The following is a 26,007-nucleotide window of genomic DNA, read 5'->3' as shown; positions in this document are numbered from 1 at the left end:
ATCAGCTCCGGCCGGGACGCGTCCCCAGGTCGACGAGCCCGTGCTCGATCGCCGAGACCAGGATCTGCACCCGGTCGCGCACGCCCAGCTTCTCCATCACCTTCACGAACCGCGCCTTCACGGTCGACTCGGTGACGAACAGCTCCTGCGCCATCTCGCGGTTGCTCATCCCGCGGGCGAGCAGGCGGATCACCTCGAGCTCCTTCTCGGTGAGCGCCTCGAGCAGATCGGGGTCCGGCACCGTCTCCGCCGGCACCGACTCCTCGAGCCCCTTCACCACGTGGCGCGTGACCTCGGCGGAGAGCACGGACTCGCCCGCGAGCACCGCGTGCACCGCCGCGATGATCTCCCGCGGCTTCGTGTCCTTGACCAGGTAGCCGGAGGCGCCCGCGCGGAGCAGGTCGACGACGTAGCGGTCCGTGGTGAACGTGCTGAGCCCGAGGATCGCGATGCCCGGGTGCTCGGCGTGGATCCGCTCGGTCGCGGCGACGCCGTTCATGACCGGCATCTGCATGTCCATCAGGATCAGGTCGGGCTGGAGCGTCGCCGCCTGCTGCACCGCGATCCTCCCGTCGGAGGCCTCGCCCACCACCTCGATCGCCGGGTCCTGCGAGAGGTAGTCGCGGAGGATCTCGCGGGTCATCGATTCGTCGTCCACCAGCAGCACGCGGGTCATCGCTCTCGTCCTTCGTCGGTCGCCCCCGCGACGAGCGCACCGGACGCCCGGCCCTCGAGGGGGATGGTCATGGTCGTGGTCCAGCGGCCGCCGCGGGCTCCCGCGTCCAGCCGCCCGCCGAAGACGGCGCAGCGGGCCGACATCGCCTCGATCCCGAGGTGCGAGGAGACGATCGGAGCCGCGGAGGCGATCGCGTTGGAGGAGCTCAGCTGCACCTCGCCCCCCGACACCTCGAGCCGGAGCTGCACCTCACCGGCGGTGTCGCCGTGCTTGAGCACGTTCGTGCCCAGCTCCCGGACCGTGCGCCGCAGCACCTGGCGGAGGCTCGCGGGCACCTGCGCCACGGAGCCCGCCACGTCGAGGCGGACCCGGAAGCCCGCGCGCTCGATCGCGTCGGCGACGTTCCGCACGTCGTGGACGAAGCCGACAGCGGTGGTCGTGGCGCCCGAGACCTCCGGGGTCCCGAGCAGGTCGGAGTCGCCGCGGGCGGGAGCGCCTGCCTCGTCCTCGTCCTGGAGGAGCGTCACGAGGCTCCGCAGATCCTGCAGCGCCTGCTGCGCCGCGTCGCCGATGCTCTCGAGGATGCGCTCGGTCTTGGCCGGGTCCTCGACCGAGGTCGCGCGGCGGGCCTGCATGGCGATGATGGTGACCTCGTGCGCGACGATGTCGTGCAGCTCGTGCGCGAGCCGGGTCCGCTCCTCGTTGCGGATCCGCGCCTGCTCCTCCTGGATGCGGTCGGCCCGGCGCTCGCTCCGCTCGCTGCGGCCCCGGAAGGCGTTCAGGCCCAGCCCGGCGGTGCCGCCGAAGAGGACGAACGCGCCCAGGACGTAGACGGCCGTGCCCATGGCGCGGTCGACGAGCAGCACCGCGGGCAGGAGGACGAGGGTGCCGAGCACGAAGACGAGCCCCGCGCGCCAGGGGAGGAGGAAGGTGACGAAGCCGACCACCACGATGGTCGGGAAGATCAGCGCCGCGAGCAGCAGCGGCGGGGCGCCGAGCATCAGGACGACGGCGTAGACGAGGTAGAGCGAGACCGCCGCGGGGATCGCGCCGGCGAGCAGCGCCAGGAGCGGCAGGTAGGGGAGCGCCAGCTCGATCCAGCCGCGGACCGACGTGAGGTCGACGCTGCCGCCCATCAGGTCGATGACGACGAGGAGCGTGAAGGAGCCGAGGAGGAGGGACCGGGTGATCCAGCCGCCGGGCAGCGTCCGCACGTCGTTCGTCCACCGCGTCGTCCCCACCACGGGACCAGGGTACCGAAGCCTTCTCCGAGCCCCGTCGGCCTTCCGTACAAGGGCGGACTGGTCTTTCGTACAGGAGCGGTGCGACGGGGCGTCGCCATGCTGGTGGAGCGGTCGAGCCGATCGCACCCCTCGATCACAGGAGAACGACCATGGCCCCGATCCTCGCCGCCGCCGCACTCGCCCTCGGAGCCGTCCTCGCTCCCGCCGCTGCTCCTGCCGCCGCTCCCGTGCAGGCCGCCTCGTCCGCCGGCGTGCAGACGGTCGCCGCCTCCTACGAGCTGCCGAAGGTGCAGAAGCCGGGCGGCATGGAGTCGATCCAGGACCGCGGCGCCCTCTGCAACCTCTTCGGGATGTGCTGAGCGCAGCTCTCGGACCGGGTCAGCCCTTCAGCGGGTCGTTGCCCCAGTTCATCAGGGAGTAGCGCCACTTCGTCTCGGTGACATCGCCCGAGGGACGCTGCTTCGCGTGCCGGTGCACGTAGCCGACGACCTTCGTCATGTGGGCGTAGTCGTCGTCGCTCAGGTCGGCCTGCTTCGTGCCGAGCAGCTCGACGATGCGGCGCCCGCTCTCGTGGCCGACGGACTCGCCGCCGCCCTCCGGCTTCTGGCCGACCTCCTTCGACTCGTCGGTGCCGAGCCACTCCTCGAGCTCCTTCGCGGTCATGTTCACGGCGTCGTGGAACTCGTCGCGGGTCGTCCGCTTCTCGTCGTCGGTGGGCATCGCGGGGCTCCTCGGGTCGGTCGGTCCGGGTCGGTCGGTGACCTCCAGCGGAGCGTGTCGGAGGGGGAGAGGTCAAGCCCCGTGCGCGGTTCCAGGGCGCGCGTAGCGTCGGAGGAGTCCGCACCAGCCGACCACCGCCGGCGTCCGCCGCCGGCAGAGAAGAGGCCCACATGCCCTCCCGCAACACCCTCGTCCGCAGTCTCCACGACCTCGGAGCCGCCGCCTGGTTCGGCGGCTCGCTCATGGGCGCCGTCGGCCTGAACGGCGCCGCGTCCACCTCGTCCGACCCGGCGGAGCGCCTCCGCCTCTCCTCGAACGGCTGGGCCCGCTGGACCCCCGTGCAGCTCGCCGCGATCGCCGCCCACGGCGTCGGCGGCATCGGCCTCGTCCTCGCCAACAAGACCCGCCTGGCCAACCAGCAGGAGAGCCGCACGAACACCGTCGTCAAGACCGTCGTGACCGGGCTCGCCGGTGCCGCCTCGGTGATCGCCGCGGTCGCCGGAGCGACGCAGGCCAAGCACGCCGACGAGGGCGCCCCCGGCGTGACCGAGGCGTCGGAGCAGAACTCGCAGGAGCTGACCACGGCCCTCCGCGTGCAGAAGGTCACCCAGTGGGCCATCCCCGTGCTGACCGCCGTCATCATCGTCCTCGGCGCCCAGCAGGGCGAGCAGCAGCGCCCCGTGAAGGGCCTCTTCGAGACCACGGCGCGGATGTTCCGCAAGTAGTCCCCGCGCTCGCGCGCAGAACGTCGGCCGAGAGTGCCCGCCGTCCCCCGAGGGTGGAGGGCGGCTGCTCTCGGCCGACGTTCTGCGTGCGGGGTCCGGCTAGCGGCAGTGTCCGCGGCTGCTGCGGGGTCGCCGTGGGGATCGCCGAGGCGGACGCGCCTGTGCTGATCTGCTCGGCGACCACCCCGCCGTGAAGGGTGATGCGGCAGCTGATCCCAACCTGGTCATCGGAGTTTCAAGGCGCCGATCCCGCCGATCAGGGAAGCGGGGGCGGGGCCGACGCCGGTCCTCCTCGGACGGGGGCGGCGCAGTCGTCGAACGTTTGAGGGCCCGACCGAGGCCGAGGAGTGGCGTGGAATCGCCCGGACGCACGGAGGCGGTCCGATTGACCCCGCTATCTCTACATAGGTAGCGTCATCCGTGTGCAGCCACTCCCTCGCCTCACGCCCGCCACCGCGGACGTCCTCCGGACCCTCCTCGATGCCGACGGCCCGACCTGGGGCATGGTCGTGATCAAGGCCACCGGGCGACCGGCGGGCAGCGTCTACCCGATCCTGGAGCGGCTCGAGGGAGCGGGCTGGGTGGTCTCGGAGTGGGAGGCCGCGAGCGAGCGGAGCGGCCCGCGTCGCCGGCTCTACGAGCTGACCGCGGAGGGCGCCCCGGCAGCCCGGGCCGCCGTCGAGCGGATGCGGTCGACCGCGCGGACGGCGCCGCGAGCGGCGGAGGCGACCGCATGAGCGCGCTCCTGCGGCTCCTGTCGCTGCTGCTGCCCCCGCTCGCACGCGAGCGCTACCTCGAGGAGTGGCGGGCCGACCTGGCCGGGGCCGCCGAGCTGGGACTGCCCCGGCGCGGCGTCGTCCTCGGAGCGCTCGCCCTGCTGGTGAGCGTCGACCGCGACCTGCCCGCGCACACCGGCGAAGCGCGGGGCACGCTCCCGCGCCGCCTCGCGCGCCGCGGACTCGCGCTCTTCGCCGCGGCCGCGCTCATGCTGAGCGGCATCGCGCTGACCGGCGGCGGAATCGTCCCCGAGCCGGGTGCCGCCTCCGACACCGCCCTGGCCGCCGTCGGCGCCGTGCAGACCGCGGTGCTCCTCGCCGCCGTCGCGGTCGCGGTCCTCGGCGCGGTCCACCTCCTCGGCGCTGCGGCGTCGGCCCGCACGGTGCTCGCGCGGATCTCCCTGGTCGCCGCCGTCGTCGGCCCGGTGCTCACCGCGGCCGGCCTCCTCCTCCCCGGACCCCTCGCCCTCGTCGGCCTGCCCGTCTCCCTCGCCGGACTCGTCTGCGGGGCGATCGTCCTCGGCGGCTCGCGGACCATCGCCCTCGCACCGCGGACGGCGACCCGCGCTCAGCGCCTCCCCGTCGCCCTCGCGGGCCTCGCCCTCGTGGCGGGCGTCACGGTGGTGGGCGCCGTCGATCTGCTGGTCTGGAATCCGCAGGCGAAGGTCCCGGGCGTGGCCCTGGCGGAGATCTACGCGACCATGTCCGAGCGCGACGGCTTCGAGTTCGGCTCCCACGCGATCTGGGTCACCGGGTGGGCCGCGTTCTGGACGGCCGCCGCGATCGTCGTGACGGTCGGCGCCCTCGTCGGCCGGAGGTCGCCGCTCACTCCGCGGCGGATCGCGGTGCTCATGCTCGCCCTGGTCGCCGGCGCCGTCGTCTTCCGCTTCTTCGCCGGGTTCGGCTTCGGGATGTCGGTCGCCGACACCTTCGTCACCTCCGGCGGCGACGGCTCCCTGGTCTCGGCGATCCTGCCGCCGCTCGGACAGCTCGCGCTCGCCGGCGCCGCGATCGCGGTGGGCTGGGCGCCCCGGGTCGCCCGGCCGGCGGCGGCCTCCGCGGCCTGACAGTGCTCGTGCCGGCGGAGACTTTCGCCCTGGCGGCTCGGGATCCGCGAGAACGGGACTGCCTGCCGACGTACTTCCCTTCGTGGTGAACACGAACGGCCCGTTCCGGCGCGGCCGAGCGCCCTCCGACCTACTCCAACCGGCGCAGGAAGCGGGCCGGCTGGTCGAGGAAGCCGCGCCAGGTCCGCACCAGGTCGAGGTCGTCGTAGCGGCAGCGGCGCAGGCCCGTCTCGTCGAGCTCGTAGAGGTCGGCTCCGGGGAGGGCGGCGAGGATCGGCGAGTGCGTGGAGAGGACGACCTGCGAGCCGCCGGCGACCAGGTCGCGCAGCTGCCCGATCAGGGCGAGGCAGCCCGACACTGAGAGGGCCGACTCGGGCTCGTCGAGGAGCCAGAGTCCGCTGATCCGGGAGCGGTTCGCCACGATGTCGAGGAACGACTCGCCGTGGCTCCGCTCGTGGTACCCGCCGTCGATCCCCACCTCCTCCAGGTAGCTGAAGAAGCCGTGCATCGTCTCGGCGCGGAGGAAGAAGCCGCGCTTGGACGCCCCGGCCCCGCGGACCAGCTGGAGGTGCTCGGCCAGGTCCGACTCCGAGGCGCGGGAGGAGTGCATCGCACCCGTGGATCCGCCCTCCGCGTTCAGCCCGTAGGCGAGGGCGACCGCCTCGAGCAGCGTCGACTTGCCCGAGCCGTTCTCGCCGGTGATCACCGTCACCTGGCCGAGATCCCAGCCCTCGGCCAGCACCTGCCGCACGGGCGCGAGCGTCGCGGGCCAGCGCGCGAGGTCGGCGGGGTGCTCGGGTCGGGCCTGCACGCGGCGCACCGGGAGGGTCGAGAACACCCGGTCAGTCAAGCAGGTCGACGCTCCAGCCGGCCTCGGCCAGCGCGCGGGCCGTGTCGGCGCGGGGGGAGTAGGGGAGGTCGTCGGCGCCGACCACGCGGTAGTCGGTGTCGCCGGGGCCGACCCAGAGGACGGAGTCGGACGGGCCGGCCCGGTGCAGCGCGGCGCGGACGGCGGCGGCCGGCTCCGCGATCTCGAGCACCTCGCAGCGCTCGACGCGGCGCGCGCCGTCGACCAGGGCGCGGCGGATCCGCGCCGGGTCCTCGAAGCGCGGGTGGTGGTCGGTGACGATCACCAGGTCGGCGCGCTCGGCGGCGGTCCGGCCCATCGGCGCGCGCTTGCTCGGGTCGCGGTCGCCGTCGGCGCCGAGGAGGACGAGCACGCGGCCGGGCGTCACCTCGCGGAGGGCGTCGACGGTGCGCGCGACCGAGTCGGGGGTGTGCGAGAAGTCGAGGAAGACCCGCGGCCCGTCGGCGCCGGACACGAGCAGCGTCCGCCCGGGCACGGTGACGTCGATCCCGGAGCCGACCGCCGCGGCCACCCGGTCGCGCGCGTGGCCCGCCTCGATCAGCATCACCAGCGCGAGGGCCGCGTTCGAGGCCATGTGGCGGCCGAGGAGCGGGACGGAGGTGGTCGTCGACCAGCCGTCGCGGGCGGTGAGCCGGAAGCGGGTGCGGTCGACCGCGGTCTCGAGCACGTCGATCCGCCAGTCGGCACCGTCCCCGGCGGAGAGCGTCACGACCGGGACGGAGGCCTCGCGGGCGACCCGGCGCCCCGCCTCGGTGTCGACGACCACGACGCCGCGGCGGCTCCGCTCGGGCGTGAACAACCGCTGCTTGGCGCGGAGGTACTCGTCCAGGTCGCCGAAGTCGTCGAGGTGGTCGTGGCTGAGGTTGGTGAACCCGGCGACGTCGAGCACGATCCCCTCCATCCGGGAGCGCACGAGCGCCTGAGCGCTGACCTCGATCGCCGCCGCCTCGACGCCGTCCTCCGCCATCCGGGCGAGGAGCGCGTGCAGCTCGGAGGCCTCGGGCGTGGTGAGGCGGCTGGCGACCACGTGGTCGGCGCTGCGGCGCTCGGCGGTGGAGCTCAGCCCCGAGACGACGCCCAGCTGCCGGAGCACCGCGTCGAGGAGGTGCACGGTGCTGGTCTTGCCGTTGGTGCCGGTCACGCCGAGGAGCACCGGTCCGCTCCTCGTGCCGTACACCTGCGCGGCGACCGGGCCGAGGGCGGCGCGGGGGTCGTCGCTGAGGAGGACGGGCAGTCCGGAGGCGCGGGCCTCGTCGAGCCCGCCCGCGTCGGTGAGCACGGCGACCGCTCCTGCCGCCGCAGCGTCGGCCGCGAACCGGGCCCCGTGGCTCCTCCCTCCGGGGAGCGCGGCGAAGAGGGCGCCGGGCCCCGCCTCGGTGTGCGCGACGGTCACCGCGGTGATGCGGACGTCGGAGCCGTCGCCGTGGAGGCGGAGCCGATCGCTCGCGAGGTCGGCGAGCGCGACACCGGCGGCGTGGAGCGGTTCGAGGAGCCGGAACACCGGCATGCGGGCCTCCTGCGGGGCGGGCGGGGCGGCGTCGCCGAGGGCCCGCGGGCGCCGCCGGGCGACCGGAGGGGGAGGGCCGAAGGGCCCAGCCCCCAGCCTGCGCGCCGCTCCCCCCGATCGGGGAGGCCCTTGCCACCGCCCGCCCGGGGCGCTACCCGCCTCCGCCTACTGCCGCGAGAACGCTTCCTGGTACAGCGCCGCGAGCTCGGGGGAGCTCTCACCGCTGAGGCCGCAGGTCAGGATCGTGTCACCGTCGGCCGCGACCAGGTAGTCGACCCCGGTCTCGAAGACGATGGGGGCCCCGTCCACCGCCGTCTCCCTGCCCTGGGTCACCGTGACGCCGTCGCCGACCTCGCCCGCGTAGCGCTCGAGCACGTGCAGGGTGACGGTGCTCCCGTCGATCGAGCGGACCTCGGCCCGGAACGCGAGCTGAGCGGGGGCCAGCGCGGCGGCCGTCACCGGCGAGCACGCGGCCATCGGCCCGCCCGTGCTCGGCAGGATCAGCGTCGAGGTGCTGCCCCCGCCCACGCCGAGCGCGAAGGGCAGCAGGAGGGAGGCGGCGGCCCCGGCGCTCAGCGCGCCGACTCCCACGATCAGCCAGGGGGAGCGGCGGCGGGAGTGCACCGTCCGCGTACCCTCGCCGGTGGCGGCGGCGATCTGCTCGGCGAGCTCGTCGCGGTCGAGCGCGGGGAGGCTCCGCGCGGGGTCGACCGTGCGGAGGAGACGGCGGACGTCCTCGTCGTCGGTTCCGGTCATCGGAGTCCCCCTTCGGGCGCGTGCGGGTCGGTGGAGTCGTAGAGCTCGGCGAAGCGGCGCCGCGCGCGATGGAGGCGGATCGAGACGGCGTTCGCCGTGACTCCGAGGACCGCGGCGATCCCGCGGACGTCGAGCTCCTCCCACGCCCAGAGGCGCAGCAGCTCGGCGTCCTGCTCGCGCATCCGGGCGAGCACGAGGCGCACGGTCTCCTCCGCGCCCGAGGCTTCGCCCTCGTCGATCTGCACCTGCGGCGGATCGACGACCGCGATCCGCTGGGCGAGCATCACCTGGCGGCGCTGCATCCGCCGGGCGTTCTGCAGCTGGAGCCGGGCGACGCCGATCGCCCACGGCACCGGGTCGTCCTCGGGGACGTCGGCGCTGCGGCGCCAGAGCACCGAGAGCGTCGCGGCGAGCACGTCGTCGGCGGTGGCGGAGTCGGTGCGTCGCCAGAGGTAGCGGCGGACGGGATCGGCGACCGCGGCGGCGACCGCGGCGAACCGGTCGGGACCCGCGAGGGGAGCTGGCATGTGCCTCATGCTCCCTCCTGTCCGGGATCGGCGCACATCTTTCACCGGCGCGCCGGGCGGGACTCCGCGCTCTCCCAGCAGCGCAGGAGCGCGGGTCGGCGCTCAGCGCCGCGAGGCGCCCACGAACTCCAGCCAGCCGGCCACGAACGGCTCGATGTCGTCCACCTCGTTCAACGCGAGAGCGTCCAGGTCGACTCCGCGGCACTCCAGCGTGAGGACGTGCCCCCGCACCCAGGCGGCCGCGCGCACGGCCCCGGCTCCCTCCCACACCTCGAAGGGCTCCGGAGCCCCGTCGACCGGGATCTCCGCGATCCGCGTGGGAGCGGGCAGCGCCTCCGGCTGCACGAACGAGACGGGCGCCTCCTCCCGGCAGCAGAGCAGCGCGACGTCGTGCCGCGGATCGCCGAGGGTCGTGCGGATCTCGACGGAGGGCCCCGGCCCGCCCGGGACCGCGTCGTCGGCGAGGAACGAGAGCCCCCGCGGGCCGCCCGTCAGCGTCCACTCCGCCAGCAGCCGCGGACCGTTCCAGCCCGAGACCGCCCAGAGCGGGAGGTCGCCGAACGACCCGCGGATCCGCGCGACCCGCTCGGCGAGGTGCGCGGAGAACTCCTCCTCGCCGAGACGCCGCGCTCCGTCCATGGCCCGATCGTAGGTCGGGTGCCGCGGCACGGCCAGACCCCTCGCTACTGTGAACGTCGACCCCCGCCTCCCTTCCCCGCCGAGGAGCCCCATGCCCATCTGGACCCTGCACGGAGACGGCCGCACCGTCGAGCCCGGCGCCGTCGTCGCCCCCGGCGAGCGGCTTGCCTGGCCGGCGACGATCGCCATCGGAATCCAGCACGTCGTCGCCATGTTCGGAGCGACGTTCCTCGTGCCCGTGCTCACCGGGTTCCCGGTCGCCACGACCCTGCTCTTCTCCGGAGTCGGGACGCTGCTGTTCCTCCTGATCACGCGCAACCGGCTCCCCAGCTACCTCGGCTCGAGCTTCGCGTTCATCGCGCCCGTCACAGCCGCGACCGCCGTCGGAGGGACGGGGTCGGCGCTCGCCGGAGTCGTCGCCGTGGGCCTCCTCCTGGCCGCCGTCGGCGTCCTCGTGCAGGTCGTCGGCCTCGGCTGGATCGACAGGCTGATGCCGCCGGTCGTCGCCGGCGCGATCGTGGCCCTGATCGGGTTCAACCTGGCTCCGACCGCGTACCTCAGCTTCAAGCAGGCGCCGATCACCGGGACGATCACGCTCGCCGCGATCATCCTGTCGAGCGTGTTCCTCCGCGGTTTCCTCGGCCGCGTCTCGATCTTCCTCGGCGTGGTCATCGGCTACGTCGTCGCCCTGCTGCGGAACGAGATCGACTACTCCGCGGTCGGTGCGGCCGACTGGTTCGGGCTGCCGCCGTTCACCTTCCCCGACTTCGCCTCCGGATCCACGTGGTCGGGCATCGCGATGTTCCTGCCGGTCGTGCTCGTCCTCATCGCCGAGAACGTCGGACACGTCCGCGGCGTCGCGACGATGACCGACGCCTCCGCCAACGCCAGCACCGGCCGGGCCCTGATCGCGGACGGCGTGGCGACCACCCTCTCCGGCGCCTTCGGCGGCTCCGGCACCACGACCTACGGCGAGAACATCGGAGTGATGGCGGCCACCCGCGTGTACTCGACGGCCGCCTACTGGGTCGCCGGCGTCACCGCGATCCTGCTCAGCCTCTCGCCCAAGGTCGGCGCCGTCTTCAACTCGATCCCGGCCGGAGTCCTGGGCGGCGCCACCACCGCGCTCTACGGCCTGATCGGCGTGATCGGCATCAAGATCTGGATCGACAACCGCGTCGACTTCTCGCGCCCGGTCAACCAGTACACCGCCGCGGTCTCCCTCGTGATCGCGATCGCCGGCTTCTCGTTCTCCTCCGGCGGCTTCGAGCTCGGCGGCATCGTCCTCGGCGCCGGCGCCGCCCTCGTGATCTACCACCTGGGCAACGCCATCGCCCGCTGGCGCCGCACCGGCGCCGACGACGGCGGCCCCCTCCCCGCCATCGGCCAGCTCGGCGGGGACCCGCAGGACCGCTGACCGCGGCCTGCTCCGGCCTGCCTCTCCCGAGACGCCGCCGTGCCGTCCGGACGCCGCCCTCCCGCGGACGTCCCGGCGCGCACGGCGGCGTCTCGGCACCCGACGGAGCCGTCCCGGCGCGCGCACCGCAACACCGCCTCCGCTTACCACGTTCGGGTCAGTCCGCAACCCGGTGCGCTCCCAGGCGGCTCCCGCCTAACGTCGAGCGTGACGACCGCAGCAGCGGAACGCCGCACACCGAGTGAGACAGCAAGGAGCACCACCGTGCCGCAGATCATCGAGACCGTCGACGTCAACGTCCCCGTGTCCGTCGCCTACAACCAGTGGACCCAGTTCGAGGAGTTCCCGCGCTTCCTCGACGAGGTCGAGTCGATCCAGCAGGTCACCGACACCCTCACCGTCTGGAAGGTGAAGGTCGGCCCCGTCGAGCGCGAGTTCGAGGCGAACATCACCGAGCAGCACCCTGACGAGCGCGTCGCGTGGAACAGCACCGGCGGCGAGACCGACCACGCCGGCGTCGTCACCTTCCACAAGCTCTCCGACACCGAGACCCGCGTCACCGTGCAGCTCGACTGGGAGCCGAAGGGCTTCCTCGAGACGCTCGGCTCGCTCGTCGGCGCCGGCAGCCACGCTGTGAAGAAGGACCTGAACAACTTCAAGGAGTACATCGAGAAGCAGGGCACCCCCGACGGTGCCTGGCGCGGCGACGTCGAGGCCTGAGCCGTGACCGACGCAGCCACCTCGTCCGAGGGCGAGAAGAAGGCGAACGGTCTCGGCGACGACGAGACCATCCCGCACTCCGAGGACGGGCTGGCGGTGGGGGTCTCCGGAGACTCGCACTTCAACCCCGAGGAGGACGCTCCCGAGGAGCCCTCCGAGAGCTGACGCTCTCCTCCGGGGAGCCCGACCGCTCTCCTCCGCGAGATGCCACTTGTGCACATGACACGCCGCGAGGCGTGCGCACAGGTGGCATCTCGCGGTTGAAGGCTCAGCGCCAGGCCCGGGTGTACTGCGGCGGCACCGGCAGGTCCGCGCCGAGCTCGTGCGCCATCCGCACCGGAGCGTTCGGATCGCGCAGCAGCTCGCGGGCGAGCAGCACGACGTCGGCGTCGCCGTTCGCGACCACGCCCTCCGCCTGCTCCGCCGTGGTGATGAGTCCCACGGCGCCGACCAGCGCACCGGTCGCCTTCCGCAGGTCGCGCGCGAACGGCACCTGGTAGAGGGGCGCCACCGGGATGCTGGCGTGCACGAGTCCGCCGGTCGACACGTCGAAGAGGTCCACGCCCTCGGCGCGCGCCCACTCCGAGACGGTGATCGTCTCCTCCAGTGTCCAGCCGCCCTTGGCCCAGTCGGTCGCGGAGAAGCGGACGAGCAGCACGAGCTCCCCGATCTCGGCGCGGACCGCGCGGACGACCTCGAGCAGCAGGCGCGCCCGGTTCTCGAGCGAGCCGCCGTAGGAGTCCTCGCGGGTGTTCGAGAGCGGCGACAGGAACTGATGGAGCAGGTACCCGTGCGCGGCGTGCAGCTCGATCACGTCGAAGCCGGCGTCCGCGGCGCGGCGGGCGGAGGCGCGGAACGCCTCGACGAGGCCGGGCAGCTCGTCCGCCGCCAGCTCGCGCGGCTCCGCATAGCCCTCGAACGCGACGGCCGAGGGAGCGACGGTCGGCCAGCCGCCGTCCTCCAGCGGCACGGATCCGCGTCCGCTCCATTCGCGGTAGGTCGACGCCTTCCGGCCCGCGTGAGCGAGCTGCACGCCCGCGAGCGCGCCCTGCCCGTGCACGAACTCGACGATCGGAGCCCAGGCGTCGCGCTGCTCGTCGTTCCACAGCCCGGTGTCCCAGGGGCTGATCCGCCCCTCGGGGACGACGGCGGTGGCCTCCGCGATGACGACGCCCGATCCGCCGCGCGCGAGCCCGCCGAGGTGCACGAGGTGCCACGAGGTGGGCACGCCGTCCTGCGCCTCCACCGAGTACTGGCACATCGGTGCCGCCCAGAGGCGGTTGCGCGCGGTCCTCGAGCGGAGCGTCAGCGGCTGGAACAAGGCGGTGTCGGTCATGTCTCTCCTGTCGTGCTTCTCCGCGGAACGCCGCTTCGGTAGGCGATACGCCGGTGAGGGCGCACGCCGGCGGCATCTCGCGGAGGGGGTCACGTGCTCCAACCGGGAGGAGAGCCCGGCTATGCCCGGATCAGCGCGGCCAGGTCGCCCCGGGCGCGTCCTGCCAGACGGTGCTCGGCGGAGCGAGCGACTCCAGCTCCTCGAACAGCGCGTCGGGGATCTCGAGCGCGTCGTCGGCCACGAAGGAGTCGTAGTGCTCGGCGGAGGTGGCGCCGACGACCGTCGTCGTCACGCGGGGGTCGCGCGTCGAGAACTGCAGCGCGGCGGCGGCGAGCGGCACGCCCGCCCGGTCGCAGGCCGCTCCCATCGCCGCGACGGCATCGACGATCTCGCGCGGCGCCGGCCGGTAGGCGTAGGAGGCGACCGGCTCCGGCCAGCGCGCGAGGGCGCCTCCGCCGTAGACCGCCGCGTTGACGACGATCACGCCGCGGTCGACGGACGCGTCGATCAGCTCCTCGGAGGAGCGGTCGACCAGCGTGAAGCGGTTGTGGGTGATCACGGCGTCGAAGAGGCCGGTGTCGACGTAGTGGCGCAGCATCGGCGCGGGTCCGCCCGAGATCCCGATCGAGAGGGCGACGCCCGCCTCCTTCATCGCGACGAGCGCGCGGACCGGGCCGTCCTCGGCGAAGGCCTCGTCGTACGAGATGCGCTCCGGGTCGTGCAGGTAGAGCAGGGGGAGGACGTCCATCCCGAGGCGCTCGCGGCTCTCGTCGAGGCTGCGGCGCATCCGCTCGGCCGAGTAGCTGCCGGTGCTCGGGTCGCGGTCGAGCTTGGTGACCACGGTGATCCCCTCGGGGACGCCGCCGCGGGCCTGCAGGGCCTCGCCGATCAGGCGCTCGCTGTGGCCGCCGGCGTACTCGTTGGACGTGTCGACGACGGAGACGGCGCGGGTGGCGGCGTCGGAGTCGAGGACGCGCTCGAGGGCCGGCACCCGATCGAGGTCGGCGACGCGCTCGGGGCGCCAGGAGGTTCCGAGGGTCAGCCGGGTGACGGTGGCGCCGGACGGGCCGAAGGGCCGGAGGCGGGAGGACTGCGGAGTCATCCGCTCAGCCTGGCAGCGCCGGGGTCCTCCCGCATCCCGCGGCGGATGAACGGTCAGTGGACGAGAGTGCTCAGCCCGACGACGCCGAAGCCCGGAAGCATCGTCGGGAGCGTCCCGGCGGAGAGGTGGGCGATCCGGAAGACGGTGTCGGAGCGGCGCGGCCGCCTCCGAGGTCGACGCGGTGTCGTGCTCGACGGGATCCCTCCGCGGGGCCTTCCTCGGGGCGCGATGACCGGCGGCGGACCGGCGCGAGGCCGCCGTGACGGCCGGACGCGGGCCGGTGGTGCGGCCTAGGCTCGGCGCGTGACCGTCGATACCGCCGCCGCCGACTCCTCCGCCCGCTCCGCCGTGCTCGACGCTCTCGCCACTCCGGCGCTGGTGCTCGACGAGGCGGTGCTCGACCGCGACATCGCCGCCGTCGCCGCGGCTGCCCGCGAGCGGGGTCTGGCGCTCCGCCCCCACGCGAAGACCCACAAGTCGCTCGAGATCGCCCGGCGCCAGCTCGCCGCGGGGGCCGTCGGGCTCACCGTCGCGACCGTCTCGGAGGCCGAGGTCTTCGCCGCGGGAGGGATCCGCGACCTCTTCATCGCCTACCCGCTCTGGCTCGACGCCGAGCGCGCCGGGCGGCTCCGCCATGTCCTCGCGAGCGCCCGTGTGCGGGTCGGCGTCGACTCGGCGGAGTCGGCCGAGCGCCTGGCCGCGGCCCTGCCCGAGCGCGAGGGGCTCGAGGTCGTCGTCGAGATCGACTCCGGCCACCACCGCAGCGGCGTGCTCCCCGCCGAAGCCGGCGCGATCGCCGCGGCCGCCGTCTCGGCCGGGCTCGACGTCGCCGGCGTCTTCACCTTCCCCGGCCACAGCTACGCGGCCGGAAACGGAGCGGCGGCCGCCCGCGACGAGGCGCGCGCGCTCGCCGAGTCGGTCGCGTCGCTCGCGGCGTCCGGAGTCGAGGCCCGCGTGGTCAGCGGAGGCTCGACCCCCTCGGCCGCGTTCGCCGACTCCTCGGTGCTCACGGAGCTCCGCCCCGGGGTCTCGGCCCTCGGCGACGCCCAGCAGTGGGAGATCGGCACGATGACGCCCGAGGACATCGCCGTCACCGTCCTCGCCACGATCGTGTCCCGCCGCGGCGACCACCTGATCGCCGACGCGGGCAGCAAGGTGCTCTCCTCCGATCGTGGCGCGGCCTCGAGCGGCTTCGGCCGCCTCCCGGAGCACCCGGAGGCGCGCATCCCAGTGCTCTCGGAGCACCATGCGACGATCACCGGTGTCGACCTCCCGGTGGGGACGCGCGTGCGGATCGCGCCGAACCACGTCTGCGTCGCGGTGAACCTGGCCGACGAGTACCGCGTCCTCCTCCGCGACGGCGGCGGCGCCGTCTGGCCCGTCGACGCCCGCGGGCGGAACAGCTAGGCGATCCGCGAGCGCGGGATCCGCAGGCCGAGCAGCGCGCTCGCCGCCAGCAGCACGAAGGCGGAGGCGAAGGCCGCGGTCGGCGATGCGGCGTCGGCGAGAGCGCCTGCGAGCAGCGGCCCGATCACGCCGCCCAGGTCGGACGCGGCCTGGAACACCGAGACCGGCTTGCCGCCGCGCTCGCCCGCGGCGTCACCGACCAGCGCACCCGGGGCCGTGCCCATGAAGGCGGCCGCCGCTCCGTAGACGCAGAGCAGCACGACGAGCAGCCACAGCTCCGAGACGAACGGCATCGCCAGCATCGCCACCGCCGCGACGGAGAATCCGCCGATCAGCGCCGGGCGCCGGCCGACCGTGTCGACGAAGCGGCCGGCGGGCGCTAGCGCGATCGTCTGCACCACCGCGGCGATCGCGAACGCGATGCCGGTCCAGGCGGGCTGCCCGCCGAGCCCCTCGACGACGAGCACGGGGACGAGCGTCGCGCGGACTCCCATCGCCGACCAGCCGAGGGCGAAGTTCGCCAGCACCGCGCTCTGGTACCGGCGGTCGCGGGCGACCTCGCGCAGGGGCTTCGTCCTCGCCGCGGCGGACGGTGCCGCGTCGCGCTCCGGCCGCTGCAGCAGGATCAGCCCGACGAGCCCCGCGATCGCGAGCGTGCCGGCGTAGAAGAAGAAGGGGGCGGTGAGCGAGATCGCCGTGAGCACGCCGCCCACCGCGGGGCCCGCCATGCCGCCGAGCAGGAAACCGCCCTGGTAGAAGCCGATCGAGCGGCCGCGCCGCTCCGGGCTCGCGGTGCGCAGGAGGAGCGTCATCGCCGCGACGGAGAACATCGCGGAGCCGATGCCGCCGACTCCGCGCAGCAGGAGGAGGTGCGGGTAGTCGGAGGCGAAGCCGACCAGCGCCGAGGAGAGCGCGACGATGCCGATGCCGACGGCGAGCACGACCCGCTCGCCGAACCGGTCGACGAGCGGCCCCACGAACGGATTCGAGACCAGCCGCATCAGCGCGAACGCCGAGACGACCGCGCCGACCGCCGTGTAGTCGACGCCGAAGCTGCGCACGTAGGTCGGCAGCACCGGCACGACGACGCCGAACCCCAGCATCACGAAGAAGGCGACGACCCCCAGCACGAGCACGTCCCGCGGCAGTCGCTCGCTGTCTCGGGAACGCCAGGGGAATCGCACCTGTCGACGCTACCCCCTGCCGCAGGCCCCACCCGACCCCGGACGGGAACCCACCGGGCAGCACGCCGGACGCGCCTGTCGGAGCCGTACCGCGCCGCGGCGCCGGTCGGCGAGCTCGGACCGGATACGGTCCTTCGATCCGTCCCGGAGGAACCGGTGCACCGGGAGCGGACCGGGACGGGCCCTCGACCGACAGGAGACCCGTGAGACGCACCACAGCTGTGCCGGCCCTGCTGGCGGCCACGCTCCTCCTGACCGGGTGCGGGAAGCCGGGAGGCGTGCAGGAGGCCGCTCCCTGTGTCCCGCTCGAGCGCACGTGGAACGACTACGCGCCGGAACTCGATCCCGTTCTGCGTCCACCGTTTCGCGAAGCCCTCGAGGGCTTCGACGGAAGCTCCTCGAACTCGATCGCGTCCGACGCTGCTCGTCTCGCCACGAGCAATCTGCTCTCCGCGATCTCCGGGGATCGACGGGCGAGCGAGTACTTCTGGAACGCCATGGACCTGATCGGCCGTGAGTGCGCCGAGGCGGGAGCCCCGCTGTCGTTCGACCACCACGGTGAGCAGCTGACGACGGGGAGCAGCGCCGACCACGGGCGCCCGCCCTGGGCTGTCGATCCGCCGCCTCAGTCGGAGAGCGGCACGATCGAGCCGACGATCCCGGAGTAGCTCACGTAGTAGAGGACGCCGTCGCGGTGGAGGACGCCGCGGCCGGGGTAGCTCTCGTCCGGTCCGTCGGGCCCGTCGAGGAAGCCCGGCGCCGCGGTGTCGTCGGCGGTGAACCCGTCCGCGAGGAGCGCGGCGCTCCGATCCGGCCACTCCGCGTCCGGGACCGTCAGCTGCCCGACCACGACCGACACGTCGCCCTGGCCGCTCCACCGGCAGAGCACCCCGTCCTCGGCGATCTCCTGCACGACGGGGTAGTCGACGTCGTAGACCGTCGTCTCGGGCGAGAGGGCGAGACCGTCCTCGGCGAGCGACGCCTCCTCCTCGGCGGTGAGCAGGTCCTCGCAGGGGAGCAGGGCGGTGGCCGGGGTCGCGGTGGGCAGCGGAGTCGCGCTGCCGGCGCTCGCGGTCGGGACGGCACTGCTCGGCGTCGGAGCGCTCGAGACCAGCGGTGGAGCGGTCGTCGGGGCGGTCCCCTCGTCGGCGCTTCCCGTGCAGCCGCTCAGCGCGAGCAGCCCCGCCGCGCAGGCGAGCAGCGCACCGGCGCCCCTCGCGGTCGTCGTCCGGATCATCGCGAGCCCCCTCGTCCGCGGCGGCCGCGTCGCCGCCCCCTCGATCCTCTCCTCCGCCCTTGTCGGCTGTCCACCGCCCCCGGCCGGCGCCGAGGCGACTACCGCTTCGGCCCCGCGCCGATCGCCCAGACCCGCGGCGGCACGGTGCCGTTGACCGCGTGGTCGCCGACGATCCGCGCCTTGAACACCCACGGATTGTGGCTCGCGGCCGTGCGCGCGTTGCGCCAGTGCCGGTCGAGGTTCTTGCGGGTGCTCACCCCGGAGGCGCCCAGCGCGTCGAAGAGGTCGGAGGTCGCCCGGGTGGCCAGCTGCGTCAGGACGATCTGGGCCTGCGCCGTCTCGAGCTCGGCGAGGTCGTTCTGCCGCTCGTCCTCGAGCGGGTCGCCGTCGAGGGCCGCGTCGTGCGCCCGCTGCAGCGCGACCGCCGCGCGCTCCACGATCGCCGCTCCCGCATAGGCGGCGGCCGAGACCTGCCCCACCACCTGCAGGATCTGCGGATCCGCCGCGAACGACTCGGCGTTCCCGTGCGAGAAGATCCGCGTCCGCGCCCGCACCTCGGCTGCGATCTCGCGCTCGGCCCCCGCGATCGAGCCCGCCAGCACGGCCAGCAGCACCGCCTGGTAGAACGCGGTCTGGTAGCGGAACCGGGTCTCGAAGTCGATCACGTCCTCGGCCGCGACCACCGCCTCCGTGAAGGTGCTCGTCCCCGAGCCCGTGGTGCGCTGGCCGAAGCCGTCCCAGTCGTCGGCGTGCTCGACGCCCGCCTGGCGAGCGTCGACGATCGCGATCACCTTCTGCCCGGTGTCGGTGCGCTGGGCGAAGGTGTCGATCCAGTCGGCGAAGACGCTGCCGGTGGAGTAGTACTTCGTGCCGGTCACCGTGAACCGCGTCGGGTCGCCCTCGACCGGAGCGACCTTCGTCTGCACGTCGCCGATCGCGACCGTGCCGACCTCGGTCCAGGCGTTGCCGCCGAGCTCGCCGTCGGCGAAGCGCCGGAGCCAGCGCTCGCGGGTCCCGTCGGTCGCGAGGAGCCGGTCCTCGACCAGGGCGAAGTGGCCGCGGAGCGCCTGGGGGAGGTTGGAGTCGGCGGCGGCCAGCTCCGTCAGCAGGCGGAACAGCTGGGGGAGGCTCGCGCCGGCCCCGCCGGAGTCCAGCGGCACGCGCACCGCGCCGAACCCGGCGTCCGCCAGCGCTCGGATCTGCGCGACCGGCAGTTCGCGTGCGCTCTCCCGCGCCGCCGCCCCCGCCGCGATCTCGGCGAACAGCGGCCGGAACCGCCCCGCCAGCTCCTCGTAGTCCACCTCGGGCACGGCCCGCACGTCGGTCGCGGTCATCGTCGGCTCCTATTCCGCTGCGCCCACCCCGGGCGGCTCGTGCTCGACGGTAGGGGAGGAGCCCGGTCCGGGGTCCGCCCGTGACGCCCGGTGTCCCTCCGTGACGTCCGGAGTCCCTCCGTGACGCCCGGATCGGGGAATGCCTCGCCCCCGGGGCTGTTGGCCCAGGGGATGTCCTCCACCACTCCCGTCCCCCCGTCCGACCCCCGCAGCGCCCTCGTCGTCGGTGCGACGGGCATCGGCGGCTCCGCCCTCGTCGACCTGCTCACCGAGCAGGGCTGGCCGGTGACCGCCCTCTCGCGCCGCCCGATCGACGCGCGCCCCGGCGTCACTCCGCTCGCCGCCGACCTGCGCTCCGCCGAGGACCTGGCCCGCGTGCTCGCCGACCAGCGCCCCACGCACGTCTTCTTCACCGCCTGGTCGCGCCAGGCGACGGAGGAGGAGAACATCGCGGTCAACGGCGGCATGGTCCGCGACCTCCTCGCCGCGCTCGCGCACGCTCCCGTCGAGCACGTCGCGCTGGTGACCGGCCTCAAGCACTACCTGGGCCCGTTCGAGGCGTACGGGCAGGGCGCGATGCCCGACACCCCGTTCCACGAGGAGGAGGAGCGCCTCGACGCCCCGAACTTCTACTACGCGCAGGAGGACGAGCTCTTCGCCGCGGCCGGGCGCGCCGGGTTCACCTGGTCGGTGCACCGCTCGCACACGGTCATCGGGCACGCCGTCGGCAACGCGATGAACATGGGGCTGACCCTCGCGGTCGCGGCGTCGATCCACCGTGCCGAGGGCACCCCGTTCGTGTTCCCCGGCTCGCTCACGCAGTGGAACGGACTCACCGACATGACCGACGCGACGATCCTCGCCGAGCAGATGCTCTGGGCGTCGACGTCGGAGGCGGGCCGCGACCAGGCCTTCAACGTGGTCAACGGCGACGTCTTCCGCTGGCGCTGGATGTGGACCCGGATCGCGGAGCACTTCGGCGTCGAGCCGGTCGGCCCGGGGGAGGAGCCGCAGCCGCTCGAGCAGCAGATGGCCGATGCCGAGCCCGTCTGGCGGCGCCTCGTCGACGAGCACGGGCTGATCGAGCCCGACCTCTCCCGCGTCGCCTCCTGGTGGCACACCGACGCCGACCTCGGCCGGAACCTCGAGGTCGTCACCGACATCGGCAAGTCCCGCCTCGCCGGCTTCACGGCGTTCCACCGGACGGTCGACTCGTTCACGGCGCTCTTCGACCGCTACCGCGCGGAGCGCCTGATCCCCTAGTCCGTCGGCCCTCATCCGTCGCCGCTCCGTCGTCCGCCGGACACCCCGTCGACACCCCTCGTCTCCCCGCCGTGCCTAGCGTCACGGCATGGCGGCGAGCGGATGATCGAGCGGGTGGACCCGTTCCTGGGCACGGAGGCGACCGCGCTCCCGGAGCCGACGGGGCTCGCAGCGACGTGGTGGTCGCCGAAGCCGCAGATCGGGAACACGCACCCCGGAGCCACCTACCCCCTCGGCATGGTGTCCGCGTGCTCCTACTCCGGCGCCTATCCGACGGGCTACGGCCGCTACGACCTCGCGCTCGAGGGGGTCCCGCCGACGCTCCACGACGGCCTCGAGGCGAGCGGATTCACCCACTTCCAGCAGTCGGGCACCGGCGCGATCCGCAAGTACTACAACTACCTGCGGGTCACGCCGATGCTCGAGCCGCTCGACGAGCTCGGGCGCAGCTGGGCCCTCGAGGACGAGGTGGCGGAGCCCGGCTACTACGCGGCGACCCTCTCCTCCGGCGTGCGGGCCGAGCTCACCGTCGGGCCCGCCTCCGTGGTGCACCGCTACACCTTCCCCGAGCACCGCAGCGCCCGCGTGGTGGTCGACCTCTCCCTCGGGGGTCTGGCGATCCCGAGCGGAGCGACGGTGCCGCTGCGCGCGCAGCTGCACTCGATCTCGCCCGGCGTCGCGGCCGGCGAGGTCGTGATGGAGGGGGCGCCGCTCGCGGTGCACCTGGAGTGCGACGCCCTGCAGTGGCGGCAGATGCTCTGGTACGACCGCCGGCTGATGCCCGGCGGGACCCGGCTCGACTTCGACCACATCCGTCCCACCACGTTGCGCCCCTTCGGGCTGATGTGGGCGGGACCCAGCACGGCAGGGCAGACCGTCGAGCTCCGGATGGGCTTCTCGCTGCGGGGCACCGACCGCGCCCGTGAGAATCTGCATCGCGACGTCCCTCCTGCGGGCACCGGGTTCGACCAGCGCCGCGATCGCACCCGCAAGACGTGGCGGAAGCGCCTGCGCACGATCGCCGTCGACACCCCGTCCGCCGAGCGCGAGACGATCTTCTCGACCGCGCTCTACCACTCGCTGATCAAGCCGTGCCTCGCCCCCTCCGAGAGCCCGTTCTGGCCGACGGACGGACCCTTCGTCTTCGACATCAGCACGATGTGGGACATCTACCGCACTCAGCTCCCGCTGCTCACGATGCTGCTGCCGGAGCGGGCGGTCGAGATCGCGGCTGCGCTCCTCACCATCTGCGAGGAGGAGGGCAACTTCCCGATCGGCTACCGGATGGCCAAGGGCAGCGACCGGTTCTCGCGCCAGGGCAGTGCCCTCGCGCACACCTTCCTCGCCGACCTCTGTCGGCTCGGGCTGCCCGGCATCGACTGGGACGCCGCTCTCGTGCACATGAGCGAGGACCTCAAGCGGATGTACGGCGAGGAGTTCCTCGCCGCGGGGGAGGCTCACCCGATCAGCCACACGCTCGACCTGGCGCACGGCTACTGGTGCACGGCCGTCGTGGCCCGCCACGTCGGCGATCTCGAGCTCGCCGAGCAGCTCGAGGAGCGCGCCGCGCAGTGGGTGAACGCGTTCGACCTCCGCTCCGGCCTGCTCAAGGACTCGACGTACTACGAGGGCACCCGCCACAACTACTCCTTCCGCCTGCTGCACGACATGGCGGGGCGCATCGCCCTCAGCGGAGGGGACGAGGGCTTCGTCGCTCAGCTGGACGAGTTCTTCGGCTACGGAGCCGAGCCGGTCGTCCAGCCCGGGCTGCGCCCCGAGCGGAGCGAGATGCTCGCGGGAGCCGAGCTCGGACGCTTCGAGGGGCTCAACAACGAGCCCGACATGGACTCGCCCTGGGCGTACCACTACGCGGGACGGCCCGACCGGACCGCCGAGATCGTGCACGGCGTGCTGCACCAGCGGTTCGGAGCGGGCCGGGGCGGCCTGCCGGGGAACGACGACTCCGGCGGCCTCAGCTCCTGGTACGTGTGGGCGAGCCTCGGGCTGTTCCCCGTCGCCGGGCAGGGCCTGGTGCTGGTCAACGCGCCGAGCTTCGCGCGCGCGTCGGTGGCGATCGGAGGGGCCGACCTCGAGATCCGGACCACCGGCTTCGTCGAGCCCGAGCCGGGCGGGCCGGTCCAGTACGTGCAGTCGGCCGAGTTCGACGGCGCGCCCCTCCTGACGAGCGTCCTGACCGCGGCCGCCCTCCATCTCGGCGGCGAGCTGGTCCTGCACCTCGGTCCGGAGCCCTCCGACTGGGGAACCCTGCCCGAGCACCGGCCGCCCTCGTGGCCGGCGCGCCGGCACTGACCCCCGCTCGCGGTCACCCCCGCTACCACCGACCCCGCGCGTCCGGCCTCCGCCGCCGCACCCGACCGACGACCCCTGAAGGAGACCCATGGACCAGAGCACGCACGCGAACACCGTGCAGAACAGACTCGTCATCGTCGTCCGCGCCGATCCGGTGATCTGCGGGCACTCCGTCGAAGCGCGCAATCTCGCCGAGACCGCCCGGGAGCGCGGATTCGACGAGGTCCGGATCGTCACGTGGCCGATCGACCGGCTCGAGGCCGCGGGCCTCCCGCTCAAGCCGCTCGACGCTGTGCTGCCCTACAGCGACGGCATCGTCGTGGAGCGGCCGGGACCCGTGGGCGACTACAAGGTCCCGGACGGCCGCTGGCTGGCCGGGATGACCGGACGCCTGATCGAGCTGTTCACCGACGGCGTCCCGACCGTCTGCCTCTCGCTCTACCTGAGCCCGCACACGCTCGTCGTGGCCGACGCCCTCCGCGCCGCCTGGAGCACCGGACTCCCCGTCGAGGTCACCACGATCGCCGAGGCCGTCGGCTCCGACGTCACCAACGTGGTCCGCCGGGCGGTGGAGGAGGGCCGGCTGGGCGCCGCCGCCCACATCCTCTCCTCCTACCTCTCGCAGGACCACTGCGTCGCGGTGTCGGAGTACACGCGCGACCTGATCATCGAGGAGGCGGAGCGCGTCGACGCCGCGCACGGGACGCGCTTCGCTCCGCAGTGCCGGGAGCGCATCGCCGTGTCCTACCCGGCGATCGACGCGGACGCCTACCTCGACCTCGACCCCGGCGTCGTCGAGGAGGTCGTGCGGGCCCGCGGACTCCGGACCGACGGCTACGTCCTCTTCCTCTCGCGCCTGACCGAGGCGAAGGGCGTGGAGGATCTCATCACCGGCTACGAGCGCAGTGCCGTCCACGAGCGCCACGAACTCGTCATCGCGGGTCGCGGTCCGCAGGAGGCGGAGCTGCGCCGGATCGCGGCGGCGTCGCCGCTGGCGCACCGCATCCGCTTCCTCGACGACGTCGGCGACGCGGAGAAGCCCTTTCTGATGGCGGGCTGCGCGGCGTTCGTGCTCCCGAGCAAGCCGCGGCCCGAGTTCGTCGAGACCTTCGGCATCGCGCTGGCCGAGAAGATGCTCGCCGGGGGCGGGCCGATCATCACCACGCTGACCGGCGGCATCGGCGAGGCGATCGGCGAGCACGCCTTCGTGACCCCGGTCGACAGCCCGGACACGATCGCCGCGCTCCTCGACCACGCCGTCCTCGAGCTCAGCGCCGACGATCGCGCACGCCGAGCGGCGGCAGCCCGGGAGTACGCCCTGCAGTTCGATCGGCGGGTCGTGTTCGACCGCCTCTTCGCCCGCCTGGCGCATCCCGCCGTGGCGACGGCGGCGCTCTAGCGGCGGGAGTCCGGAGAGGCCGTCGCCGCGGCGCCCCTCGCGATGAGCACGTCCGGCGAGAGCTGGTGGCGCACGAAGCGGAGGGTGAAGCTGCGGCGGTCTCCTCCGGAGACCCGCTCGGCGAGGACGCGGATGCCGAGGACGGCGACGACGCGCCACTGCTCGGTCTCGTGGGCGACGACGGCGCAGAAGAGGTCGCCCGGGCGCACCTCGTCGACGGTGGTGGTGAGGCTGTTCGTTCCGTGGGTCATCTGGCCGCTCCTGGTTCCGGCGGACCTCGCGGACGGCGCTTCGGGTGCGCCGCGCAGCCGTCCGCCGGTCGCTCGAGAGGGGGGCCCGAGCGGCCGGCGGCCGGTCATGCGTGCGACAGCAGGGACGAGCCCGCCGGAACGACCCCGTGCCGCAGGAGCAGTGTAGGACTGCGACCCTGACCGTGGCGCGGAATGTCAACCACTTGCGAGCGCGCTCCCGGGGTTCTCAGGCCCGGAGACGACGGAACCCGCCTCACGGGCGGGAAGGCGGGTCGTGTCGGTGTACGGCGGCGGAGCCTGATCGGGAGCGGCTCCGGCGCGGAGGGTCAGGCGGCGGGCTCGGCGCGGCGCAGCGGGACGGCGGCGTTGCTCGTCGGCTCGGGCACGATGCGGAGGCCGGCGCCGCTGTTGGCGCGCTCCATGAGTGCCTCGACCCACTCCGGGTTGATCGTGGGCTGGCGGCTGCCCTTGAACTCGAACTGGATCGGGATGGTCGGGTGCATCCACACGCCGCGGCGGCCGGTGCCGGCCTGGGGGCTCGCGTCGAGGGTGAGCAGGAAGCGCTCGTCGCGGCGGAACTTGTTGATGATGACGATCTGGAGGTGGGCGAGGGCGCGGTCCTCGACCTCGATGGCGGCGGGGGGAGTGCCGTAAAGGATGTTGCCCATGGTGTGCTCCGATCTGACGTGCGAGTGGCTGACGTCCGTCACTCTATATCGCTAGAAAGACTTCCTACTAGTTGAGCTAGCTACTTACGTCGCGGAGTGCGTTTTCTGTCCATCGCCGCCGGACGCCTCGATTCTCCGACGGATCCGGGGCGCGGCAGAAGACCCTCGGAGTGAACTCCCGGGGACGAGCGGTCGCGGCCGCGGGGACGCCGGTCAGGCGCGGCGCTGCTCCAGCACGCCGTCGGCGTACTCGCCGATCGGCTCGCCCGCGAGCTCCTGGGCCGCGTCGACCGTCTCGGAGTCGGCCGGGCGCTCGACGATGTCGCGCATCGTCTGCAGGAAGCGGATGACGGTCCCGGCCTCGGAGGGGCTGAGCGTCTCGGCCGCCTCGAGCATGCGGCGGTGCATCTCGTCGAGCGTCTCGCGCACCTCGCGGTGGGAGGTGGGAGTGGCGACGATGCGGATGGCGCGGCGGTCGCTCGGGTGCGGCTCCCGGACCACGTGCCCGCTCTTGACCAGCCGGTCGATCAGCACGGTCGTGGAGGCGGAGGAGATGCCGAGGTAGGAGGCCAGGTCCTTCGGGCTGACGTGCACGCCCTTCTGCTGGCGGCGCATGAGGAACTGCACGGCCAGCAGGTCGTTCTCGCCCATGCCCATGGAACCGCGGGTCCGGCGGCGCATCGCGGCCTCCGCCGTGCGGAAGGCGCGCATCGCGGCGAGGACCTCCACCGCTCCCGGCTCGGTCGCCTCACCCGAGAACCAGAAGGCCCCGGGTCGCTTCAGCGTGACCTCATCCATGCCGAACAGTCTAGACAGTCTTGTAGCAAGAACATCTAGTCAAGCCAACCTCCCCCGAGGTGCTTGCCTGAAAGGG

At 73.6% G+C, this 26,007-nt stretch carries 28 protein-coding genes; 12 read left to right on the top strand and 16 right to left on the bottom strand.

Annotated elements, in window-relative coordinates; all coding sequences use genetic code 11:
- Position 1 precedes the first annotated feature (1 nt).
- Both C5C39_RS05730 and C5C39_RS05725 read right to left on the bottom strand, forming a co-directional pair.
- Positions 2–676 carry a response regulator transcription factor gene (locus tag C5C39_RS05730; protein WP_104225096.1) on the bottom strand — a complete coding sequence of 225 codons (675 nt, stop codon included), beginning with the start codon at positions 674–676 and terminating at the stop codon, positions 2–4.
- Entirely contained in the window at positions 673–1,920 is a 1,248-nt protein-coding gene (locus tag C5C39_RS05725) for a sensor histidine kinase (RefSeq protein ID WP_258059356.1), read from the bottom strand. The genes C5C39_RS05730 and C5C39_RS05725 overlap by 4 nt, the downstream gene beginning before the upstream one ends.
- A gap of 149 nt (positions 1,921–2,069) precedes the next feature.
- Between C5C39_RS05725 and C5C39_RS05720 the strand changes: the two genes are divergently transcribed.
- Positions 2,070–2,279: a hypothetical protein gene (locus tag C5C39_RS05720; RefSeq protein WP_104225965.1), complete on the top strand. Its 210-nt coding sequence runs from the start codon at positions 2,070–2,072 to the stop codon at positions 2,277–2,279.
- Between the two features lie 19 nt (positions 2,280–2,298).
- Here the strand turns inward: C5C39_RS05720 and C5C39_RS05715 are convergent, their stop codons facing one another.
- Positions 2,299–2,640: a DUF3140 domain-containing protein gene (locus tag C5C39_RS05715; RefSeq protein ID WP_104237815.1), complete on the bottom strand. Its 342-nt coding sequence runs from the start codon at positions 2,638–2,640 to the stop codon at positions 2,299–2,301.
- A 170-nt stretch (positions 2,641–2,810) separates the two neighbouring features.
- Between C5C39_RS05715 and C5C39_RS05710 the strand changes: the two genes are divergently transcribed.
- The 3 genes from C5C39_RS05710 (at position 2,811) to C5C39_RS05700 (ending at position 5,208) form a co-directional block, all read left to right on the top strand.
- On the top strand, positions 2,811–3,365 hold the full coding sequence (locus tag C5C39_RS05710) for a hypothetical protein (RefSeq protein ID WP_104225093.1): 555 nt from the start codon (positions 2,811–2,813) through the stop codon (positions 3,363–3,365).
- Positions 3,366–3,787: 422 nt separating this feature from the next.
- Positions 3,788–4,102 carry a PadR family transcriptional regulator gene (locus C5C39_RS05705; protein WP_104225962.1) on the top strand — a complete coding sequence of 105 codons (315 nt, stop codon included), beginning with the start codon at positions 3,788–3,790 and terminating at the stop codon, positions 4,100–4,102.
- Positions 4,099–5,208, top strand: a complete 1,110-nt coding sequence (locus tag C5C39_RS05700) for a hypothetical protein (protein WP_104352868.1) — start codon at positions 4,099–4,101, stop codon at positions 5,206–5,208. Before C5C39_RS05705 ends, C5C39_RS05700 begins: the two co-directional genes overlap by 4 nt.
- A 130-nt stretch (positions 5,209–5,338) precedes the next feature.
- Here C5C39_RS05700 and C5C39_RS05695 read toward each other — a convergent pair whose 3' ends face one another.
- The 5 genes from C5C39_RS05695 to C5C39_RS05675 form a co-directional block, all read right to left on the bottom strand.
- Complete coding sequence (locus C5C39_RS05695; protein WP_258063910.1) at positions 5,339–6,046, bottom strand: AAA family ATPase; 708 nt, start codon at positions 6,044–6,046, stop codon at positions 5,339–5,341.
- A gap of 4 nt (positions 6,047–6,050) precedes the next feature.
- Positions 6,051–7,583 (bottom strand): Mur ligase family protein, encoded by a 1,533-nt coding sequence (locus tag C5C39_RS05690; protein WP_104352867.1) that lies wholly within the window; start codon positions 7,581–7,583, stop codon positions 6,051–6,053.
- Between the two features lie 165 nt (positions 7,584–7,748).
- On the bottom strand, positions 7,749–8,339 hold the full coding sequence (locus C5C39_RS05685) for a hypothetical protein (protein WP_104237812.1): 591 nt from the start codon (positions 8,337–8,339) through the stop codon (positions 7,749–7,751).
- Positions 8,336–8,866 carry an RNA polymerase sigma factor gene (locus tag C5C39_RS05680; RefSeq protein WP_160033683.1) on the bottom strand — a complete coding sequence of 177 codons (531 nt, stop codon included), beginning with the start codon at positions 8,864–8,866 and terminating at the stop codon, positions 8,336–8,338. The genes C5C39_RS05685 and C5C39_RS05680 overlap by 4 nt, the downstream gene beginning before the upstream one ends.
- Positions 8,867–8,968: 102 nt before the next feature.
- The gene (locus C5C39_RS05675) at positions 8,969–9,505 is read right to left on the bottom strand and encodes a hypothetical protein (protein WP_104352866.1); all 537 of its coding nucleotides are present in this window, start codon (positions 9,503–9,505) and stop codon (positions 8,969–8,971) included.
- A gap of 91 nt (positions 9,506–9,596) precedes the next feature.
- Here C5C39_RS05675 and C5C39_RS05670 point away from each other — a divergent pair, with 91 nt between their 5' ends.
- The 3 genes from C5C39_RS05670 to C5C39_RS17415 all read left to right on the top strand — a co-directional run bounded on the left by C5C39_RS05670 (position 9,597) and on the right by C5C39_RS17415 (position 11,807).
- Positions 9,597–10,922 carry a uracil-xanthine permease family protein gene (locus C5C39_RS05670; protein ID WP_104225956.1) on the top strand — a complete coding sequence of 442 codons (1,326 nt, stop codon included), beginning with the start codon at positions 9,597–9,599 and terminating at the stop codon, positions 10,920–10,922.
- Positions 10,923–11,186: 264 nt separating this feature from the next.
- The gene (locus C5C39_RS05665) at positions 11,187–11,642 is read left to right on the top strand and encodes an SRPBCC family protein (protein ID WP_104224157.1); all 456 of its coding nucleotides are present in this window, start codon (positions 11,187–11,189) and stop codon (positions 11,640–11,642) included.
- A gap of 3 nt (positions 11,643–11,645) precedes the next feature.
- Entirely contained in the window at positions 11,646–11,807 is a 162-nt protein-coding gene (locus C5C39_RS17415; RefSeq protein ID WP_167299017.1) for a hypothetical protein, read from the top strand.
- A gap of 103 nt (positions 11,808–11,910) precedes the next feature.
- On the opposite strand, the gene C5C39_RS05660 is transcribed toward C5C39_RS17415, so the two are convergent.
- Both C5C39_RS05660 and C5C39_RS05655 read right to left on the bottom strand, forming a co-directional pair.
- Positions 11,911–12,978, bottom strand: a complete 1,068-nt coding sequence (locus C5C39_RS05660; protein WP_104352865.1) for an NADH:flavin oxidoreductase/NADH oxidase — start codon at positions 12,976–12,978, stop codon at positions 11,911–11,913.
- A 130-nt stretch (positions 12,979–13,108) separates the two neighbouring features.
- Positions 13,109–14,080: an aldo/keto reductase gene (locus C5C39_RS05655; protein WP_104249740.1), complete on the bottom strand. Its 972-nt coding sequence runs from the start codon at positions 14,078–14,080 to the stop codon at positions 13,109–13,111.
- 303 nt (positions 14,081–14,383) lie between these two features.
- On the opposite strand from C5C39_RS05655, the gene C5C39_RS05650 reads away from it, so the two are divergent.
- Positions 14,384–15,487 (top strand): alanine racemase, encoded by a 1,104-nt coding sequence (locus C5C39_RS05650; RefSeq protein WP_258061247.1) that lies wholly within the window; start codon positions 14,384–14,386, stop codon positions 15,485–15,487.
- On the opposite strand, the gene C5C39_RS05645 is transcribed toward C5C39_RS05650, so the two are convergent.
- A complete protein-coding gene (locus C5C39_RS05645; RefSeq protein ID WP_258075780.1) occupies positions 15,484–16,671 on the bottom strand; it encodes an MFS transporter in 1,188 nt (395 codons plus the stop codon). The two genes, C5C39_RS05650 and C5C39_RS05645, sit on opposite strands and share 4 nt — an antisense overlap.
- Positions 16,672–16,892: 221 nt before the next feature.
- Between C5C39_RS05645 and C5C39_RS05640 the strand changes: the two genes are divergently transcribed.
- A complete protein-coding gene (locus C5C39_RS05640) occupies positions 16,893–17,339 on the top strand; it encodes a hypothetical protein (RefSeq protein ID WP_104352864.1) in 447 nt (148 codons plus the stop codon).
- Here the strand turns inward: C5C39_RS05640 and C5C39_RS05635 are convergent.
- Both C5C39_RS05635 and C5C39_RS05630 read right to left on the bottom strand, forming a co-directional pair.
- On the bottom strand, positions 17,297–17,908 hold the full coding sequence (locus C5C39_RS05635) for a hypothetical protein (RefSeq protein WP_104352863.1): 612 nt from the start codon (positions 17,906–17,908) through the stop codon (positions 17,297–17,299). The genes C5C39_RS05640 and C5C39_RS05635 overlap by 43 nt on opposite strands.
- A gap of 98 nt (positions 17,909–18,006) precedes the next feature.
- A complete protein-coding gene (locus tag C5C39_RS05630; RefSeq protein WP_104346118.1) occupies positions 18,007–19,242 on the bottom strand; it encodes an acyl-CoA dehydrogenase family protein in 1,236 nt (411 codons plus the stop codon).
- Between the two features lie 171 nt (positions 19,243–19,413).
- On the opposite strand from C5C39_RS05630, the gene C5C39_RS05625 reads away from it, so the two are divergent.
- From C5C39_RS05625 to C5C39_RS05615, 3 genes are all read left to right on the top strand, one after another.
- Entirely contained in the window at positions 19,414–20,505 is a 1,092-nt protein-coding gene (locus C5C39_RS05625; protein ID WP_104224165.1) for an SDR family oxidoreductase, read from the top strand.
- A gap of 114 nt (positions 20,506–20,619) precedes the next feature.
- Positions 20,620–22,815, top strand: coding sequence for a glycoside hydrolase domain-containing protein (locus C5C39_RS05620; protein ID WP_258075779.1), 2,196 nt, complete (start codon positions 20,620–20,622; stop codon positions 22,813–22,815).
- 88 nt (positions 22,816–22,903) lie between these two features.
- The gene (locus tag C5C39_RS05615) at positions 22,904–24,214 is read left to right on the top strand and encodes a glycosyltransferase (RefSeq protein ID WP_104352861.1); all 1,311 of its coding nucleotides are present in this window, start codon (positions 22,904–22,906) and stop codon (positions 24,212–24,214) included.
- On the opposite strand, the gene C5C39_RS05610 is transcribed toward C5C39_RS05615, so the two are convergent.
- From C5C39_RS05610 to C5C39_RS05600, 3 genes are all read right to left on the bottom strand, one after another.
- Positions 24,211–24,465: a hypothetical protein gene (locus tag C5C39_RS05610; RefSeq protein ID WP_104246999.1), complete on the bottom strand. Its 255-nt coding sequence runs from the start codon at positions 24,463–24,465 to the stop codon at positions 24,211–24,213. The genes C5C39_RS05615 and C5C39_RS05610 overlap by 4 nt on opposite strands.
- Before the next feature lie 326 nt (positions 24,466–24,791).
- Positions 24,792–25,133 carry an ATP-dependent DNA ligase gene (locus C5C39_RS05605; RefSeq protein ID WP_104224199.1) on the bottom strand — a complete coding sequence of 114 codons (342 nt, stop codon included), beginning with the start codon at positions 25,131–25,133 and terminating at the stop codon, positions 24,792–24,794.
- Between the two features lie 213 nt (positions 25,134–25,346).
- The gene (locus tag C5C39_RS05600) at positions 25,347–25,931 is read right to left on the bottom strand and encodes a MarR family winged helix-turn-helix transcriptional regulator (RefSeq protein ID WP_104350083.1); all 585 of its coding nucleotides are present in this window, start codon (positions 25,929–25,931) and stop codon (positions 25,347–25,349) included.
- Between the last annotated feature and the right edge of the window lie 76 nt (positions 25,932–26,007).

The organism is Rathayibacter sp. AY1F3, assembly GCF_002931975.1.
In the GTDB taxonomy this organism is placed as follows: domain Bacteria; phylum Actinomycetota; class Actinomycetes; order Actinomycetales; family Microbacteriaceae; genus Rathayibacter.
This window is presented reverse-complemented; position numbering and strand designations above follow the sequence as displayed.